General features: G+C 44.4%; 17 protein-coding genes and 1 rRNA gene. 2 read left to right on the forward strand and 16 right to left on the reverse strand.

Translation table 11 applies throughout. The features are described from left to right. The 13 genes from G400_RS0105840 to pth all read right to left on the reverse strand — a co-directional run. Nucleotides 1–171, reverse strand: a 16S ribosomal RNA gene (locus G400_RS0105840); the annotation flags it as partial. A gap of 611 nt (nt 172–782) precedes the next feature. Next, on the reverse strand, nt 783–2270 hold the full coding sequence (lysS, locus tag G400_RS0105845) for a lysine--tRNA ligase (protein WP_178914918.1): 1488 nt from the start codon (nt 2268–2270) through the stop codon (nt 783–785). 77 nt (nt 2271–2347) lie between these two features. Next, nucleotides 2348–3361 (reverse strand): tRNA dihydrouridine synthase DusB, encoded by a 1014-nt coding sequence (gene dusB / locus G400_RS0105850; RefSeq protein WP_017260480.1) that lies wholly within the window; start codon nt 3359–3361, stop codon nt 2348–2350. Nucleotides 3362–3373: 12 nt separating this feature from the next. After that, nucleotides 3374–4258: an Hsp33 family molecular chaperone HslO gene (hslO, locus tag G400_RS0105855; RefSeq protein WP_017260481.1), complete on the reverse strand. Its 885-nt coding sequence runs from the start codon at nt 4256–4258 to the stop codon at nt 3374–3376. A gap of 140 nt (nt 4259–4398) precedes the next feature. After that, entirely contained in the window at nt 4399–6522 is a 2124-nt protein-coding gene (ftsH, locus tag G400_RS0105860; protein WP_017260482.1) for an ATP-dependent zinc metalloprotease FtsH, read from the reverse strand. A gap of 216 nt (nt 6523–6738) precedes the next feature. After that, nucleotides 6739–7284: a hypoxanthine phosphoribosyltransferase gene (gene hpt / locus G400_RS0105865; RefSeq protein WP_017260483.1), complete on the reverse strand. Its 546-nt coding sequence runs from the start codon at nt 7282–7284 to the stop codon at nt 6739–6741. Then, entirely contained in the window at nt 7277–8662 is a 1386-nt protein-coding gene (tilS, locus tag G400_RS14600; protein WP_017260484.1) for a tRNA lysidine(34) synthetase TilS, read from the reverse strand. The genes hpt and tilS overlap by 8 nt, the downstream gene beginning before the upstream one ends. Nucleotides 8663–8893: 231 nt before the next feature. Then, nucleotides 8894–9412 (reverse strand): S1 domain-containing RNA-binding protein, encoded by a 519-nt coding sequence (locus G400_RS0105875; protein WP_017260485.1) that lies wholly within the window; start codon nt 9410–9412, stop codon nt 8894–8896. Nucleotides 9413–9520: 108 nt separating this feature from the next. Then, entirely contained in the window at nt 9521–9904 is a 384-nt protein-coding gene (locus G400_RS0105880; RefSeq protein ID WP_017260486.1) for an FtsB family cell division protein, read from the reverse strand. A 155-nt stretch (nt 9905–10059) separates the two neighbouring features. Beyond that, entirely contained in the window at nt 10060–10335 is a 276-nt protein-coding gene (locus G400_RS0105885; RefSeq protein ID WP_017260487.1) for an RNA-binding S4 domain-containing protein, read from the reverse strand. Between the two features lie 52 nt (nt 10336–10387). Next, complete coding sequence (locus tag G400_RS0105890) at nt 10388–12007, reverse strand: putative polysaccharide biosynthesis protein (protein ID WP_017260488.1); 1620 nt, start codon at nt 12005–12007, stop codon at nt 10388–10390. Between the two features lie 2 nt (nt 12008–12009). Then, complete coding sequence (gene mfd, locus G400_RS0105895) at nt 12010–15549, reverse strand: transcription-repair coupling factor (RefSeq protein ID WP_017260489.1); 3540 nt, start codon at nt 15547–15549, stop codon at nt 12010–12012. A gap of 29 nt (nt 15550–15578) precedes the next feature. After that, a complete protein-coding gene (gene pth, locus G400_RS0105900) occupies nt 15579–16136 on the reverse strand; it encodes an aminoacyl-tRNA hydrolase (protein ID WP_017260490.1) in 558 nt (185 codons plus the stop codon). A gap of 292 nt (nt 16137–16428) precedes the next feature. On the opposite strand from pth, the gene G400_RS0105905 reads away from it, so the two are divergent. After that, entirely contained in the window at nt 16429–17391 is a 963-nt protein-coding gene (locus tag G400_RS0105905) for an L-lactate dehydrogenase (protein WP_017260491.1), read from the forward strand. 198 nt (nt 17392–17589) lie between these two features. Next, a complete protein-coding gene (cbpA, locus tag G400_RS0105910) occupies nt 17590–18228 on the forward strand; it encodes a cyclic di-AMP binding protein CbpA (RefSeq protein WP_017260492.1) in 639 nt (212 codons plus the stop codon). Nucleotides 18229–18750: 522 nt separating this feature from the next. Here the strand turns inward: cbpA and G400_RS0105915 are convergent. The 3 genes from G400_RS0105915 to G400_RS0105925 form a co-directional block, all read right to left on the reverse strand. Continuing rightward, nucleotides 18751–18993 carry a hypothetical protein gene (locus G400_RS0105915; RefSeq protein ID WP_017260493.1) on the reverse strand — a complete coding sequence of 81 codons (243 nt, stop codon included), beginning with the start codon at nt 18991–18993 and terminating at the stop codon, nt 18751–18753. A gap of 35 nt (nt 18994–19028) precedes the next feature. Then, nucleotides 19029–19391, reverse strand: a complete 363-nt coding sequence (locus G400_RS0105920) for a type II toxin-antitoxin system PemK/MazF family toxin (protein WP_017260494.1) — start codon at nt 19389–19391, stop codon at nt 19029–19031. A gap of 68 nt (nt 19392–19459) precedes the next feature. Continuing rightward, nucleotides 19460–19714 carry a hypothetical protein gene (locus G400_RS0105925; RefSeq protein WP_017260495.1) on the reverse strand — a complete coding sequence of 85 codons (255 nt, stop codon included), beginning with the start codon at nt 19712–19714 and terminating at the stop codon, nt 19460–19462. Nucleotides 19715–19764 lie beyond the last annotated feature (50 nt).

Here is a 19764-nt window from a genome sequence, read left to right on the forward strand (position 1 = left end):
CCCCCACTTTAGGGCAGGTTACCCACGTGTTACTCACCCGTTCGCCACTCACTTCAATGTCTCGTCAATCTGGTGCAAGCACCGTCAATCAAAAACCGAAGTGCGTTCGACTTGCATGTATTAGGCACGCCGCCAGCGTTCATCCTGAGCCAGGATCAAACTCTCAAATTAATGAGTTATTTGAAATAGCTCTTGTTTTGTTGTTACTTGGTTATAAAGTGAATTGACTTCACAATTGTAATTGCTTCGAACTTTCGTTCAAAGACCCTACACATTTGATTCGTCGAAACGTTGTTCAGTTTTCAAAGATCTACATCATCTCATGTAATTGGTACATATCAGACGACTTAGTAATCATATCAATTTAACTCTTTGTTGTCAACGATTAATTTGAATTAATTATTGACATTTTTTAAATTGGTATAGCTGCCATTTTGCGACTCACATTTGAGTGATCTCTTTTGACAACGTTATCTAGATTATCAGTTTCAGCTTTTATCGTCAAGCACAAACATCAATTATCATTTTTTTCTCATTTAAAATCATAAAAGCATTCGAATACACCATTTGCCTCAAACGGATAGACCACAAAACCGCCTGTGATTCGATCCTGTTGAAAAACTAGATAGCTTAAACCGCATTTAACATCTTACCACTACACCGCTATGTTTTCCTACAAAAAAAGTGACGATCACAATAAATGCGATCATCACTTTTTAGCTCATCGTTCATCTATAGACTTAGCTGCTCACAAATACAGAAGATCATGTAGATGACTAAGACTATTCATTCTCACTATTATCCTCAGCGCGCATCGTTGGGAACAACAGAACATCACGAATCGACGGTGCATCTGTTAATAACATAACCAAACGATCGACACCGATACCTAGACCGCCGGTTGGTGGCATGCCGTACTCTAAGGCCTCGACGAAATCTTCGTCGATCAATTGAGCTTCGTCATCCCCAGCATCCCGTTCCTTAGCTTGTTGCTCGAAACGTTCACGCTGGTCAATTGGATCATTTAATTCAGAGAACGCATTCGCAAACTCGTTCCCCATGATGTACAGTTCAAAACGATCCGTAAACCGTGGATCATCTGGATTCTTCTTTGCCAATGGTGAAATTTCCACTGGGTGTCCATAAATAAACGTTGGTTGAACTAACGTGTCTTGGACTTTGTCTTCAAAGAACTGGTTAATGATATGACCAACAGTCCAGAACTTCTCATAGTGAATGCCGTTTTTATCGGCCAACGCCTTTGCTTCATCAAGTGACATTGGCTTCCAGAAATCAATGCCTGTCACTTCTTTAATGGCATCTACCATGTGAACACGTTTAAAAGGCTTATTCAAATCAAGCGTTTGATCCTGGTAAGTCACAACAGCGTCAGGGGTTACTGCATGTGCAGCCGCCTTAAAAATGCCCTCTGTTTCGTCCATGACATCATGAAAGTCCCAGTAAGCAACATATGACTCCAACATTGTAAACTCAGGATTATGACGCGTATCGATACCTTCATTACGGAAAACACGGCCAATTTCGTAGACACGTTCCATACCACCGACAATAAGGCGCTTTAAATGCAGTTCCAAAGCAATCCGTAAGTACAATTCAATATTTAACGCATTATGGTGCGTGACAAACGGACGAGCAGCCGCACCACCAGCAATATTGTGTAACACTGGTGTTTCAACTTCTTGGAAGTCTAAGCCATCTAAATAGTGGCGAATGGCAGTAATAATCTTTGTCCGCTTTTGGAAGCGAGCAAAGCTGTCATCGTTGGCAATCAAATCCAAATAACGTTGACGGTAAATCTGTTCTTGATTCGTTAAACCGTGGAATTTATCCGGCAATGGCCGTAACGACTTACTCAAGAAGGTAACTTCCTGTGCACGAACCGTCAATTCGCCCATATCCGTTTTGATGACATCACCTTTAACGCCAATAAAGTCACCAATATCGGAACGTTTGAAAACATGGTACATGTCTTCGCCAATCACATCTTTACGAACGTAAATTTGGATTTTGCCCGTACGATCCTTTAAATCCGCAAAACCAACTTTACCTTTACCTCGCTTAGATACCATTCGCCCAGCAATAGTCACTACGTTAGCTTGAGACTCCAACGTTTCTTTGTCTTCCTCGCCAAACTGATCATGCAACTGTTGAGCTAAATGTGTCCGATCAAAACGATGCCCAAATGGTTCAATGCCTTCGTCGCGCAATTCTTGTAGTTTTTCACGACGAACCTTCATCTGGTCATTCATGCTTGCTTCTTGCTTTGCCAAATTAATCCCTCACTTCTGTCAATTTCTCACAAACACCATTCTACACTAAATAACCTTTAGCTACCGGCAATTTGTGAACTTTCACGGGCATCCCGTACTGCTAGCTTATCCAAAAAACGATCGAAAATGTCATTCATTTCTTCCTGCGTGTCAGCATTATTCAATGCTACCTTAGTTCGCGCCGAGTGAGAAATGCCCTTCAGATAGTATGTCGCCTGTCCTCTGAACTCGCGGGGGCCAACATGTTCACCCTTTAGATCGACCAGCCGCTGCAAATGTTCTTTGGCAGTCGCCACTTTTTCGGCTGGCGTTGGTTCTGGCAAGATTTCGCCAGTTTCAAGATAGTGCGCCATTTGACCCAATACCCATGGATTACCTTCTGCAGCGCGGCCAACCATTGCTGCATCTGCGCCAACCTCTTCAATCATCTTCTTGGCGTCTTGAGGTGTTTGAATATCACCATTCCCCATAAATGGAATATGAATCTCCTTGGCCACTTCATGAAGGACATTCCAATCTGAGTGACCTTCATAGAACTGATACCGTGTTCGGCCATGCATGGCCAAAGCCGAAGCACCACCACGTTCAGCTGCTAAGGCATTCTCCACCGCATAAATATGATCAGGATCCCAGCCTGTCCGCATTTTAACGGTAACTGGCTTTTTAACCGCATCAGTCACGTACGAGACCATTTCATACACCTTGTTAGGGTCAAGCAGCCAACGAGCACCAGCATCCGTTTTGACCACCTTGTTAACTGGACACCCCATGTTGATGTCAATGATGTCTGCTTCAGTGTGTTGATCAACATATTCTGCTGCTTGGACCAATGTTTCCTTAGTGCCACCAAAAATTTGAATACTCATCGGGTGTTCGGCCTCTTCAACCTTCATCATGGATAGGGTTTTCTTATTCTTATACATAATGCCGCGGTCAGAAATCATCTCGCAAACGACGAGTCCAGCACCGAATTCTTTACAGATAAGTCGAAACGCCGAATTAGTCACACCTGCCATCGGTGCCACCACAATTTGATTCGGAATCTCAATATCGCCAATTTTCCACTTCATCGTTTTCCTCCGTTAAGCGTTCTTTTCGCTTAAAATCGTTTGTAGTTCCTGTTCACTAAACTGATATTTGTTACCACAAAAACGGCAAACTGCTTCAGCACCGTGATCTTCAGTGATCATATCTTTAAGGTCCTTGTCTGGTAAACTGGCCAGGTCTTTGGCAAATTTATCCTTTGAACAATCACATTGAAAACTGACGGGTACACGTTCCAAAACTTTGACCCGCTCCTTGCCAAACAGATCATTTAAGATGTCTTCCGGCGTTTTGCCGTCACGGAGTAACTGTGACACTTGAGGTAAGTCCTTTAGACTTGCTTCAAGCTCTGAAATCGCTTTATCAGACGCACCTGGCAACACCTGAATCATGAATCCGCCGGCAACCCCGATGCTATTGTCCTTCTCAACAAAGACGGACACACCAACCGCTGATGGAATCTGTTCAGATTGTGCTAAGTAATATGTGAAGTCATCGCCTATTTCACCGCTGACCAAAGCAACTTGACCAGTGTATGGTTTATCCAAACCCAAGTTTTTGGTAACCGACAACGCACCGTTCTTACCAACAGCGGCACCAACATCAATATGTCCCTTATCATTTAATGGTAAGTGAACACGGGGATTTACAATGTAGCCCTTAACGTGGCCATTGGCATCTGCATCAACCACAATCCCCTTTGCTGGTCCATCTCCCTGAACCTTGACAGTCATGCTTTCCTGCCCCTTCATCAACGAAGTGGAGAGCAATAATGTTGCTGTTAATGTGCGCCCTAGAGCTGCCGAAGATGCACTCCGCGTGTCGTGTCGCTGCTGTGCTTCCGCAACAACATTGGTTGAATTGACGGCATAAGCACGAAAATTACCGTCGTCAATAATACTTTTAACTAAATAGTTAGCCATAGTTTACTCCTTGAAAAAATTCTGAAAGTTAGTATACCGCAATTACGCTAAAAACGTTAGTCAAACGCCAGTCTTCCATTTTCTAAAAACAAAAAGCACATTATCGAAAACAACCTAATTTCCGATAATGTGCTTCATTATTATAACTGGTTGGAGTCTGAAGAATCATCATTGTGATCCGCACTTGCAGCACTATTAGCTTGGCTGTTTGCACTTTCACTTGCAGATTGATCAGGTTGAGCAGAGTCTGAAGTTGACACTTCGTGTTCTGCCGCACGTTCCTGTTCACGTTGTTGCAAGGCACTCTTGGCCTGTTCAAATGTTGCCGCTTGCGGATTTTCATCTGCAGGCTGCGTCTCAGGCATTTTACCTGTCTTGAACAAACTAAGGATTTGCTTTTCATCCAACGTTTCATACTTCAACAAGGCTTCCGCAATCAGCTTGTGCTGTTCACGATGACTCTGAATGATGTTAACAGCTTCCGTGTAACCTTCTGTAGTCAAACGGCGAACTTCTTCATCAATCAGTGAAGCCGTTTCTTGTGAATAATTTGGCTGTTGACCATATTGAGCCATCGCAGCTTGGTTTTCGCCTTCAAGAGCGACCATCCCCAATTTGTCACTCATCCCGTACTGAGTAACCATTGAACGGGCAATCTGGGTTGCTTGTTCAAAGTCGTTTGAAGCACCAGATGATTCTGAGTTAAAGATGATTTGTTCAGCGGCACGACCACCCATTAAACCGGCAATCTGTTCGTTAGCATCCTTTTTACTCATCAACATTTGATCTTCACGTGGCAACATGATGGCATAACCACCAGCGCGCCCACGAGGAACAATCGTTACTTTATGAACCACCCGTGCATCATTGAGTACCAACCCAACGATTGTATGACCAGCTTCATGGAAAGCAACGGTTCGACGCTCTTGGTCAGAGATAACCCGGTCATGTTTAGCCGGCCCAGCAATAACTCGATCTTCAGCCTCATCTAAATCAGCCGCATCGATTTGAGTCTTACCACGACGAGCTGCTAACAAAGCAGCTTCATTTAGTAAGTTAGCCAAATCTGCACCAACAAACCCTGGCGTCTGTTTCGCAATTTCTTTTAGATCCACATTAGCTGCCAAAGGCTTGCCTTTTGAGTGAACCTTCAGAATTGCTTCACGACCTTTAACGTCAGGACGACCAACCAGGATCTTCCGGTCGAAACGACCCGGACGTAACAAAGCTGGGTCCAAAACGTCAGAACGGTTAGTGGCTGCCATGACGATAACACCTTCGTTACCGGTGAATCCATCCATTTCAACCAACAATTGGTTCAATGTTTGTTCACGTTCATCATGACCACCGCCCATGCCGGTGCCACGTTGACGCCCAACGGCATCAATTTCATCAATAAAGATAATCGATGGTGCGCTCTTTTTGGCCTGATCAAACAGGTCACGAACACGACTGGCACCAACACCGACAAACATTTCAACGAAGTCTGAACCAGACATAGAGAAGAATGGTACGCCAGCTTCACCGGCGACGGCCTTCGCTAACAATGTTTTACCAGTACCAGGCGGGCCCTCAAGTAACACACCCGCTGGAATATGAGCACCCAGCGTGGTGAACTTATGAGGATCCTTCAAGAATTCAACAACTTCGACCAATTCTTGTTTCTCTTCTTCTTCGCCGGCAACATCACTAAAACGAACGGTGTTGCTCTTAGGATCTGCAGGTTTAGCACGGGACTTTCCGAAGCTCGTGACACCGCCACGACCACCAGCACCGCCTTGGCCTGCCTGACCCATCATCATGTAGAAGAAGAAACCAATCAAGACAATCGGTAAGATTAAACTAATCAGATTAATCCAAAAACCACTAGATTCTTCTGCCTTAGTGTCCATCTTTACGTTATGTTTAGCAGCGGCATCCGTTACCTGTTTTACACTTGCGTTATTTTCAAGAATAGAACTGGTAAAGCTCTTTGCCTTACTGGATTGATTGTTACCTAGTCCAAGTGCTGAATTACTGTTATTGGAAACTTTTTGAGCTTTCCGATACTCACCGGTAATCTTGTAAACACCACCAGCAGGTTGCACCTGAAAGTTCTTAATTTTGTTATCCTTTAAATTACGAACAAATTCACTAGAGCGAATATTCTGAGTCTGTGATCCGGAACTATTGCCAAAGAAGAAATACAAGATTCCCATAAATGACAAGAAGATCACGATCCAGAACAGGCTGTTGCGGACTGGTCCGTTTCGGCGTGAGTTCATACAGTGCCTCCTGACAGCATAATTCAGTATTTTTTGTCCAGAAAACTGAACTGAACGGGTTTATCCCCGTTGATGAATCATATCATAGCACAATTGACCTATCTTGACCAAACAAAATTAACGCTTATTTTCGCTTTTCCCAAAGTTTCTTGAGAACGCTCTCGCTGACTCTCAGTTCCACGGTCATTTCGGTTAACACACTATTCCTTATAACTATTAATTATCGTTCTCGTAGACTTCCGGTTTAAGAACACCGACGTACGGTAAATTCCGATAAAATTCTTTATAGTCCAGCCCATAACCGACCACAAATTCTTTCGGCAGTTGGAAACCGACATAGTCAGCTTTTGCCTCAACGACACGCCCTTCTGGTTTGTCCAGTAAAGTACATACTTTGATGTCCTTAGCGTGACGTTCATTCAGCAAATCGATCAAGAACTTAAGCGTGCGCCCGGTGTCAATAATATCTTCCATGATAATAACGTTACGGCCCGCGACATCCGCACTTAAATCATGAATGAGCTGAATCTCACCAGTTGAAGCCAGACCGCCGTGATAACTGGACACATCAATGAAATCTACCTCTGCCATAATGTCCATTTCCTTCATCACGTCGACCGTCCAGAGAATAGCGCCCTTAAGAACTGAAATCAAAATGGGCCGTTTGTCCCGGTAATCCTCTGTCAACTGCATCCCTAATCGGTGTGCGGCAGCCTTAATTTCTGCCGCACTATAGAGCGTTTTTTCAATGTCGTTATTCATGTTCCACTCCTTGCCTCAATCTCACGCAAATTTCGACTAACTGATGGTCCGGCTTCGTGACAGCTACGCGACGACCAACTAACCATAATGGCTCATTGTTGACTGTCGTCACAATCAACTGATGTGAACGCTCCTCCAATGGCACTTTTTGGTTGATCAATACTCGTCTAACTGATTGATGTTGACCGTCTTTCAATGCCAACTGATCCGTGGCTTTAGCCTGTCGAATCAGCAATGGTAATTCACTTGCGTCAACATGCAAATGTACGCTCAGAAAATTGGGTTGCATGGTGACTACTTGTCTTGCGTCAAACAGTCCCACTTGACACGTCCCTGTCACAGCCGTCCATTTGTTCAATGTTACCATAGTTTCCCGTACTGGTTGTTGCCGGGACGCGTTTTTTTGTCGATTATTATCGGATCGTTTAAAAGTGAATTCATCATACCGTCTACACAGTTGCCAACCTGATCCCAAGTCAACGTTAAACTCAGACTTAGCAGACATTAGCGCATTAACGGCGTTGTGCCAGGCAGCTAATTCGATTGGCGCAATCAGCGCATCAGTTACTCGTTCCGAAAACGCCTGACGTAGTAGCAACAGAGTCGGCATCGGGTGCCGTAATAAAGCATCAACAGAATGGTCAATACCGACAAGTGCTAATGAGGCTTGCTGTTGCAAATATGTATTAACAGCGGCTTGATCATTCAAATTATTTGCAAAATCGTGTTTGAACGATGGATTTTCCGACGCTAACAACGGTAGGATTTGATGGCGAAACCGATTTCTTTTGGTTGTCAGCTGCGTATTTGTTTCGTCTTCAAACGTCTGCAGGTCTTGTCGACGCGCATAATCGCGAATGGATGCCTTACTAATGCCAAGTAATGGTCGAATCAGGTCGCCCTTGCCAAATGAACGTTTCCAAGCAATCCCTAACGGTTCCATCATGCTACGACCTTCAACGAGTCGCATAAGCCCAGTTTCTGCCATTTCATCTTCTTGATGTGCCGTTGCCAGCAACGTCGCACGATGCTCTGTCATCACCTGTTCAAAAAAATGGTAGCGAAAACGGCGAGCCGCAGCTTCAATACCCACCTTCGGATGATCCTTTGGCAGCCAGTGGGCAACGACCAGGGGTAAATTGAGCTGGTTGCAATAATCCCTTAAAAAGGTTTCTTCCACATCACTTTGCTGTCGTAGTTGATGATTCACATGGGCGACAACCACGGCAGGTCGTTGCAAAGTTGGCAAGTTTAAAAAAAGGTCCAGTAATGTCATTGAATCTACACCTGTGGATACAGCAACGACCACTGTATCATCTGATTGCCACAAATGATGTGTCTGGTTCGCAGTCAAAAACTGCTGTAAAACTCGATCCATCGATTGACTCCTTTTTGACCGGTCAGCAAAATTTCCATTCAGTAAACAGTTACTTAACCAACATTCCCACTTGATCAACATACCGGTCAAGTTTTTTCACTAAATAATAAAAATGATCCCGTTCCCGGATTTGGGAATGGGATCATTTACATCAAAACAAGTCCCTGTGATTTTGACATTTAACGTCAATCAACCAAATGGCCTTTATCACAAGTGACTCGCTCTAAATTATTAGCTGCGACGACCACCACGGCCGCCACGCTTTCCTTCAGTATTGTGTTTAAGAGTCGCAAGTCGCTGCTCACTATCTTTTAGGAAGCTAGCCATCATGCCATCAAAGCTGTTATCAGGTTGATGGCTTCGGTTACCTCCGCGACTATTACCGTGCTCATTGCGTCCACGATTATTGCTGTGGTTGTCGTGACCACCGTTATGAAACTCGTGCCCCTCATGGCTTTCGTGATGTTCATGATTCCCACCACGACCATGTTCGCCATGAGATTGAGTTGTTGCAGGACGGTCTTCAGCAGCTTTCATGGAAAGGGCAATTTTTCCCTTTTCCATCGATAACACCTTTACCGTTACTTCATCGCCGACATTCAGAACATCATGAATATCTTTGATGTACTCATTCGAAATCTGGCTGATGTGAACTAAACCACTTTGATGTTCGCCTAAATCGACAAACGCACCAAAGTTCGTGATACCTGTTACCTTGCCAGAAACCTTGTTACCGACTTCCACTGCCATAAAAAAATATATCCTCCTGCATTAGTATGATGCATATCGTAAAATTACCATGATTGTAACATAAAACAGTCGCGGACAAAGTCACTGCGGCTGTTATTCAACAAATAACTATTTGGAATTCTTCGGTAGATTGTAAACAATCTCACCATTCTTCGAATAAAGATACTTATCACGAATCAATTGTGTTAGATAAGTATCGTTATGCAATTGTTTTACCTGTTGGTTAAGTTGACCATTTTTTTCAGTTGCTGTTTTGAGTTGGCGGCTTGTCTTGGCATTTTCCGCATTAATCTGGTTAAGATTAGCGACATTTTTTTCATATGCCCAAAAACTAAGCACAGCAATCACAGCAAACACTGCGATGATTCTTAAAGCACGTCGCCGACGACGGTGGGACAAATCATGTTGTTGCTGATTATGTTGACGTTCGCTCTCACGTAACCGTTTAACATAATCGTTATTTAATTGATGAACAGATTGTCCGTTTTCCATCGTTTTTTGGCCACCTTGTCACAGATTCACTTTTTTCTAAGCAACTGTTTAAAGTATAGCAACGGAAAAATTGAATGTAAATGACAATTCCGTTACACATCAAGGGTTTAAGTCCTTCTTAATACGAACGTACTTTCGTTATGCAAGCGGCGGCCCTACTCCTGAGTGCGGTAATCCTTGGCATAAGTTTCAGACACAATCTTGTACATTTTTTCTGCGTCCTCTTTTTTTGTTGTTTCTAGTAATTGTTCTACTTTTACCGTTAATGTTTTGTTACCAAATGCAATCACCAGTTCATCATTAACATTCACGTTACTGGATGACTTTGCTTGGTTACCGTTAATCGTAATTCGTCCCTTATCGGCAATTTCTTTTGCTACTGGACGCCGTTTGATGATTCGGGAAATTTTCAAAAATTTATCTAACCGCATCGTTAGTTCCTCACTTTTCTTTATTTCAATTTATTTTTATCTCTCACAAGAATTAATTATTTTCAAACTGCACCATGATTTTCAATAACCGTTTGCCACCCGGTAGTGTCAGCCACTCACGCGTCGAGAAGAGCCGGGTCCACAAAGCCATGCCGACAAAAGTTATGACACCAACGATAACACCAACTAGAGTAACCAAAATGGCGGCTATTCGGCCTGGTCCCAACGACACCTGCAGTTGATTGGCAATAAAACCGGTGATAACAGCCATTACCATGGTTGCCAAACCTAGTTTGCGGACAAATCGACCGCCTGTTAATGCTTCACGCATTTCTGCTGGACTGCCAAGCCAGATCACCACCAGCATGACAAACAAACTAATGACTGTCATCCAACTGGCACCATTGATACCAAACGAAACAACCGCCTGATAGTTAAATAGTGCTTTAGCCAGCACTCCAGCTAATAAGGCCGTTAATGACAGCCGATACTGGTTCATACTTTGCAAAATACTATTATACGTGCTGATTAGACTTGCAAAAACAATACTTAAACAATAAATGGCAAGCGCCATACTGCCGGTCATACTGCCAAACAACACCAAGTTGATCATTGGCATTAACACTATCAACCCCGCAGTTGCCGTTACCGACAACGCTACACTGACATGAATCAACGTCGTCAACGTTGTTTGTACCGCTTTTTCACGTCGCCCATTAAGTGCCGCACTCAAGGTTGGCAACAATGTGGCAGAAAAGCTGGTTGCCACGACCAGCCCCAATTGAATCAATGGCTGAGCCCTGTCGTACACACCCTTAAGTGATTTGGCCCCAGCCTGCGTCATCCCCGCGCTAACCAAACCACGTTTGACCGTGAATGAATCAACCAACTGAAGTAACAAGACGACTGCTGCAAACAAGCAGATTGTGCCGCCTTCACGCAATAATCTGCGAGCCAAAACTAACCAATCATAGTCTTTTGATAGGACAGCCTGATCCTGCTGGCCAAATAATTGTTGATAAAATGGCACAAACACGATCAATGCCGCAACTGCACCAAACAGTGCACCACTCATTGCCCAAGCACCCATGCGATACACAATCCAATGCTGAGAAGCGGCTAACCAGGCAACTACAATAATAATGGCAACCCGTAGCACTTGTTCAACGACCTGAGAGATCGCTGTCGGCCTCATGTCGAAAAGTCCCTGTGCGAAGCCACGTCCCACCGCTAAACCTGGCATAAATAAAGCCATTCCCGACACTACTTGAATCAACGGAATTAACCCTCGATCACCCATCGCAGTCGCAATTACGGGAGCACCGAAGAATAGGAGTCCAAACAAACAACCACTAAAGACAGCTAAAATACTCAAAACCCGTTTGGCAACCTGACGACGAACCGCCACCTCATCGATTTCGGCAATGAGCTTTGAAATAAATACCGGTAACCCACTCAGGGCAAACGTCATCGCGATTCCATAAAGTGGGTACACTTGCTGGTAGACATAAAAACCAGTATTGCCGACCAGGTTTTGCAACGGAATCCGGTAAAATGCACTCAACACCTTTGCAATCAGCGCAGCAAAAGATAACAGTAAAGCGCCGTTTACCAGACCGCGTGATTGCCGATGCCGTTTAGGGTGCGACGATGTGGCTGCTTGCTTGCGCATGGTTACTCCTTTCGTTCAGCCTTTGATGCCGTAGTAGCTAATTCTTCTGCCCTATCCGCCAGAGCACTGACAAATGCGGACAAAGATGCTAACCACTGAGCTTCGGTCATTTTCGGTTGAATCACAAGTTTGACCATCATCTTACCATCTTCATCACTGACTGTCGCCCGTAATTTAGTGCTAGCCAACGCCTTAAAGATATCTTCACCATTGAACAACACAGACCCTTGTTTGGACAAAGTCACATTGATGTTGTCATCCACACGCCGAATTTTACTAATTAGAGCTTGATCAGCCACCATCTTAAGGTGCCCGATAGCTAAGAGATTGGCAACCTCGGTTGGGTAATCACCAAACCGATCGATCAAATCTTCATCAACTTCCACGTACTGGTCTTCATTTTCCAATTCACGAATTCGTTTGTAAATTTCAATTTTCTGACGTTGATCTTCAATGTAAGTTGCTGGCAAGTAAGCCTCAACACCTAGTTCGATCTCGGTATCAGAACGAACCTTCACTTCTTTACCGCGCTTCTTAGCAACTGCCTGCGACAACATCTGGGTGTACAGATCATAACCGACGGAGTCAATAAACCCATGTTGCTGCTGACCAAGTAAATTACCGGCACCACGAATCGAAAGATCCCGCATGGCAATCTTAAATCCAGAACCTAACTCAGTGAAATCTCGAATCGCCTCAAGCCGTTTTTCACTTTCTTCTGTCAGTACCTTATTCGGTTGATAAGTGAAATACGCATATGCCACACGATTACTCCGACCAATCCGACCACGCAACTGATAAAGTTGAGATAAGCCCATTCTGTCGGCGTTTTCCACAAACAACGTATTAACGTTAGGAATATCCACACCAGTTTCGATGATTGTTGTCGTTACCAGCACATCATATTCACCACGAATGAAGTCGTAGAGCACACTTTCCAGCTGGTTTTCACTCATCTTACCATGAATATAAGCGACCCGCGCTTCGGGCACCAGCTGGCGAATTTGTTCAACCACCCGCTCGATGTCGTCAACACGATTATGCAGATAAAACACCTGACCACCACGAGCCATTTCACGGGCAATGCCATCCTGCAACGCAGCCGGACTAGATTCCATCACGTACGTTTGGATCGGGTAACGATTGGCTGGCGGTGTTTCGATAACTGATAAGTCTCGCACACCAATCATTGACATATTCAGAGTTCGTGGAATTGGTGTGGCCGTCAGTGTCAAGACGTCCACTGAAGAACGCATTTGCTTGATTCGTTCCTTATGTTTGACCCCAAAGCGCTGCTCTTCATCGACTAGTAATAAGCCAAGATCCTTGAATTCAACGTCTTTTGATAACAAACGGTGCGTCCCGACAACGATATCAATATCGCCGGCTTTTAACTCAGCCAAGGTTGCCCGCATCTGGCTTGGCGTATCAAACCGTGACAGAATGCCAATTTTAATCGGAAAACCTTCAAATCGTGACACCATGGTATCGTAATGCTGCTGAGCCAAAATGGTGGTTGGTACCAAAAAGGCTACCTGACGTCCATCTTCAATGGCTTTAAACGCAGCCCGGAGTGCAACCTCCGTTTTACCAAAACCAACATCCCCAACTAACAGACGATCCATTGGCTTGTTACGTTCCATATCATGCTTAATTTCATCCGTACTTCTAAGCTGGTCCGGTGTTTCCACATAAGGGAAGGCCGCTTCAAACTCCTCTTGATAGGCATCGTCCTTCGGGAAAGCATGGCCTTTTTGCGCTTCACGAGCGGCGTAAAGATCCACCAGTTCATCAGCAATGTCCTCAATCTTGCGAGCCACACTGCTTTTAGTCTTGGCCCACTCGGTTCCGCCAAGTTTATTGATGCGGGGAGTTTTGTCTTCAGATGAAACATATTTCTGAATCAGATTTAACTGGGTGACCGGAATAAATATCTTCGCATTGTTTTGATAATCAATCGTAATGTAATCCTGGTGCACACCATCCACTTCCATGGTCTGCATGCCCTCAAAACGACCAATTCCGTGGTTGACGTGAACCACGTAGTCACCAGGCTTCAATTCCGTGTAACTGCGCAACCGCTCAGCGTTAGCTAAAGTCTGCCGACGCGCACGTTTTTTGGTCACCTTGGCAAACATTTCAGTTTCCGTAATGACCACCAAGTTAGCACTTGGCAATTCAAACCCACTTTGCAATGTAGCAGGCACGACCTGAACACTTTCCGGTGTCAAGTTAGTTGCCTTATCCAACGAAGCGGAAATACCAAAGTCGTGAAGCGTATCGTTGACCTTGCTGATCCGATCCTCATTGTTGACCATAATGACAACCGTCTGCTTCTGCTTTTGCCAACGTTCAACTTCGCCCTTTAACACGGGCAGCTGACCGAAAAACTTTTGCATTTCACGGCTGACAAAATTAGTCAGCTTGTTGAAACGAACATTGCCCATCCCCTTCTGGAACAGTGAGAAGAAGACTTGTGGCCGTTTAACCTCCCGCATTACGGTTCGGAAATCTAAACTCAAGTCTTGGTCAGGTAACATTTCGTGCGTTCGCAAACGGTCGGTGATCCAGTTGGCCTCATCCTCATCGATACGTCGATCAGTGTCTAGTAAACGACCATAGTCATCAACCAATACTAGTGCATCTTTGGGCAAGTAATCCATTAGCCCAGCAGTTTGATCGTAGAATAAATTTGCGTACAAGCCTAATTCAGGCGTGGCACTCGGGGTCGCATCATCAGCTAGTAGCACACTAAAATGAGCTAGCAAAGCTTTCTTATCTTCGCCAGTCAACGATTCGGCCTGTTTGTTAACTTGCTTTTGCAATGCTTTCTTACCAGCAGCTAATTGCGCATCACTTACCAAGAATTCAGTTGCCGGCAAAACCGTCACGTTATCAATCGTATCAATACTACGTTGGTTTTCTGGATCAAACGTCCGCAAAGAATCCACTTCAGTATCAAAGAAATCAATCCGCACCGGATAATCCGCGTCCAACGGGTAAATATCCATAATCGAACCACGAATCGCATAATCACCAGGTCGTGCCACTAATTGCTCATGACCGTAACCCATTTGGTGTAACTGCGTTTGCAAGTTAGCCATGTCATAGTTTTTGCCGGTTTCGATTACCAAACTGGCCTGCTTAAAATCAGCAGGTTGTGGTAAGAAACGGCGTAGTCCAGCTAGATCCGTTACTACCATAACCGGTTGATCAGATTGCAACGCATGCAGTGCCTGCACACGTTCAGCCCGTGATTCTGGTGAACTGGTCGCAATTTCTGTAGCCAACATTTCTTCTGCAGGAAAATTAAAAACCTGGTTGTCCGGCAATAAATTTTGCAAATCATTCACAAGCTGACCAGCATGAAATGCCGTGTCTGTCACCATTAGTTGTGTCTGTTGCTGGTCCATGAACATGGTCGCCATCAGCAGTGTCCGCGCTGAGCCGTTAATACCAGTTACTAATTGTCGTCCCATGTTGGTCGCGGCAACAATTTGCTGATATTCGGGCGCACGGCGCATAAAATCCTGAATTTCCATAAATAACCTTTCTAGTAGTACTCGATAAATTAATTAAATTCGTTCATTACTTCGTCAAACTTTGTTCCTTCAACCCACTTCTCAATTGCTGCTTGAGCTTCGTCCATACCACTACGAATACCAATCGTTTGAGTAGCAGTGAAGCGTCCAAGTACATAGTCAACGACGCTCATTCGCGTTGGGTGATCGATGCCGACACGTACTCGTTTAAATGCCTGGGTGCCAAGGTAAGCAATGATGCTCTTGATGCCATTGTGTCCACCCGCAGATCCTTTTTGGCGCAAACGAATTTTGCCAATCGGTAAATCCATATCATCATGGACAATCATGACATCTTCCAACGGAATGTCGTAGTAGTCCATTAACGGACGGACCGCACGCCCTGAATCATTCATGTATGTCGTCGGTTTTACCAGTAGGACCTTTTCACCACTAATCAAAGTGCTACCGATCAGCGCTTCTTGTTTAGCACGTTTGAACGTCACACCATATTCTTCCGCGACATGGTCGATTACCATAAAACCAACATTGTGTCGCGTACGGTCATACTGCGGCCCAATATTTCCCAAACCAACAATCATTTTCATTATTTGATAACCTCAATTTATTTGTAAACTTAACCAACGTTTGAAAACATGCAAAAGTGCTGGTAAATCACAATCACGTGATCTACCAGCCACTTTTGCGAATTGGTTAGCTGCCATTAGCGCCTGCCTTGTGCGGCGAACGCCCTACTCTTATCTAGGCGTCAATTATAGCACAAACGTTGTCGTACCACACTCATTAGAACCTCATGACAAACGACTTAATCCTGTATTTCACAAAGTCCCCTATGATATAATGACAGTGGTTTCAAATAAAAATTTATTAAGTGAAGGGATGATTATTTTGGCTGCAAATCATCAAAAAGTTGTACTAGTCGGCGATGGCGCTGTTGGTTCTAGTTACGCATTTGCCATGGCACAACAAGGACTCGCAGAAGAATTTGTCATTGTTGATATCCTTAAAGACCACACTGAAGGGGACGCACTCGATCTTGAAGATGCACTCGCTTGGGTTTCACCAAAGAAGATCTACTCTGGTGAATATAGCGATGCTAAGGATGCCGACCTAGTTGTTATCACAGCTGGCGCACCACAAAAACCAGGCGAGACACGTTTGGACCTGGTTAACAAGAACCTCAAGATTTTATCAACCATCGTTAAGCCAATCGTTGACTCAGGTTTCAAGGGCATCTTCTTAGTTGCTGCAAACCCTGTCGACATTTTGACTTATGCTACTTGGAAGTTCTCCGGTTTCGACAAGAGCCGTGTCATCGGTTCAGGTACTTCTTTGGATACATCTCGTTTACGTGTTGCTTTGGGTAAGAAGTTTAACGTTGACGCACGTGACGTCAGCGCCTTTATCATGGGTGAACATGGTGACTCTGAATTTGCTAACTTGGACGAAGCTACAATCGCTGGTAAGCCATTATCAATGATTGCTAAAGACCAAGGCGTTTCTCGTGAAGAACTTGAAAAAATCGAAGACGAAACTCGTAACAAGGCTTACGAAATCATCAACCGCAAGGGCGCCACTTTCTACGGTGTTGCCACTGCTTTGATGCGAATCTCACGTGCCATCTTACGTGATGAAAATGCTATCTTACCTGTTGGTGCAGCACTAGATGGCCAATACGGTTTGACTGATACCTTTATTGGTACCCCAGCCGTTATTAACGGTGAAGGTTTAGACCACGTTGTGGAAGTACCTTTGTCTGACAGTGAAATGGACAAGATGCGCAAATCCGCAGCAACCTTAAAAGAAGTTCGTGAAAACGGCTTTAAGGAAACTGGTTTGTAATTAACATTCTTTGAAACATTTAAGGCGTCGACGCTTGGATATCCGGGCATCGACGTTTTTTATTCTAAAGGGTTGTGCCGTTAACGGTCAGGTCATTGCAAACGAATTATAAATCTACGAGTCCCCTTTTTATGCCCCGAATGTGGTATGATGATTGCAACTATTCTTATCATTTTTTAATTTTTTGGAGGAACATCTATGTTATTAAAAACACTCGTTAAACCCTACGAGAGCATCACGACCGTCCGCGAAGATGTGTCACTGGAAGAAGCACTTAAGGTTCTTGAAGATTCAGGTTTTCGTTGTGTGCCCATTCTAGACGAAACTGGCAAAATTTTCCGCGGTAACATCTATAAGATGCACATTTACCGTCATAAGTCTCGTGGTGGTGACATGAGTCTCCCTGTAACAACACTATTAAAAAATGCGACTAAGTTTATTTCCATCAACGATGCCTTTTTCAAGGTGTTCTTCTCAATCAAAGATTTGCCTTACATCGCTGTCTTGGATGAAAACAATTACTTTTACGGTATTTTAACCCATACTCGACTGCTGGACATGCTGTCACAAAGCTGGAACTTCAACGTTGGGAGTTATGTTTTAACCGTCGTATCACAAGGTGAACGCGGTGATTTGACAAACATGTCGAAGATCATTACTAAATACACGTCTATCGCTTCATGTATGACTTTGGACGTGCAGGCTGGCGAACTAGTTCACCGGACGTTGTTTACCCTTCCTGCCGATGTGGACGAAGAACGTTGCGAGAAAATCATCAAGGCGCTAAATCGCAAACAGTTCCGTGTGTCGGAAGTTGAAAACTTAAAAACAGAATAGCCGCCCGTTGGATGACTATTCAATAAAATCAGGTAACAAATTGACGAAAGCGTCAGTCTGTTACCTGATTTTTTGTTGGATGCTACTCCTAAAAATTTAATTGCAGTGTTTTACCCGTCCGCTTCCAGTTGTCAGTTTTTGAAACCTCCTGTGGGGACCGGTCTCAGCCTGCTCCGCAGTCTTCCACCTCGACTTTAAGCCTTCATAACCCGAAGTCTCAAAGCTCGTCCGCGGCCTAAATTCGGACAGTTCACCGAATTAACGCCGCCTTCACAGTCGGTTTCAACACTGACGCCTTCCAGCTACTAAAGTTAAGTAACTTCACTACCCCTTTTGCAATCATAAAGAACCGGCAACAATTTCAAAGCGCCATTAAGAAAGAGCGCCATTTTTAGAACGTTATTTGATAAACGTTCGCTATTCTCACTCAGCGTTGGGAATGCAGTAACGGTCTGGTCGTCGATGCACAGCTTGTAATTCGTATTTGCGTACAGCATTTGTCGCTTTAGTGGCAACCTACTGTTACATCAGCCGTAGGGCGGCCGCGTTGAAACCGATTGTGAAGGTGATGTTAATCCGAATGCATTTTTTCGGGTTTACATCACGGACGGTCGCAAAAACTCGGCCTTTCACGAGGTTCTGCGGCGAGGTGAAAGACGGTGCACTTTCGGCTTGAACCGGTCCCACAATCGGTTTCGAAAGCGGCCAACCGAAGGCGAAAGCAATACCACGAAAAATTGCCCCGAACACAAAACGAGCATCCATGAGAATTGGAAACTCATGAATGCTCGTTTTTAAATTTAATTTCGTTCAACTAAACCAACGCTGATACCAAGCGCATGATCAACACGCTTCATGGCGCCATTATCGAGGTGCGTCACACGATCGCGTAAACGTTGCTTGTCAATCGTGCGAATTTGTTCAAGCAAGATAACTGAATCCTTGCCCACTCCGTTTTGATCCGCCGGAATACCGATATGTGTCGGCATTTTTGGTTTACTTATTCTTGCTGTAATAGCGGCGACAATCACCGTTGGACTGTAATGATTCCCAATGTTGTTTTGCACAATTAAAACAGGGCGCATGCCGCCCTGTTCAGATCCCACGACTGGGGATAAATCTGCGTAAAATATGTCGCCCCGTTTAACTTCAACTGCTGCCAATTGGGACACCCTCTTCAAAATATGTAGTCGGAGCATTCAGCTCCTAAACCAATGTTAACCCGTTACGGTTATTGGTCAAGTCTGGAGGCCTCTGCCTCAGACGCAGAAAACTCATCTGCGATTTCTTCATTCAGTTGACCCATAGCTAAGTAGCCCTGAGCTAACTTGTTTAAATCAGCAGACTCATGGTTTTCTAAAAAATGGCACAAGACAGTGTTAATTAGCTGGTCCTGATCAACACTAAAAAATTCACAATATGCTTTAAGGTCCGTCAGTGTTGTATCGTTAAAACTCACTGGGACCTGATGTGCATCACTTGCCATGGCTAACTCCCCCGCATTTTTACAACTACCAATCAACTTTGTAAACCCAT

It is taken from the genome of Furfurilactobacillus rossiae DSM 15814 (assembly GCF_000428925.1).
In the GTDB taxonomy this organism is placed as follows: Bacteria; Bacillota; Bacilli; order Lactobacillales; family Lactobacillaceae; genus Furfurilactobacillus; species Furfurilactobacillus rossiae.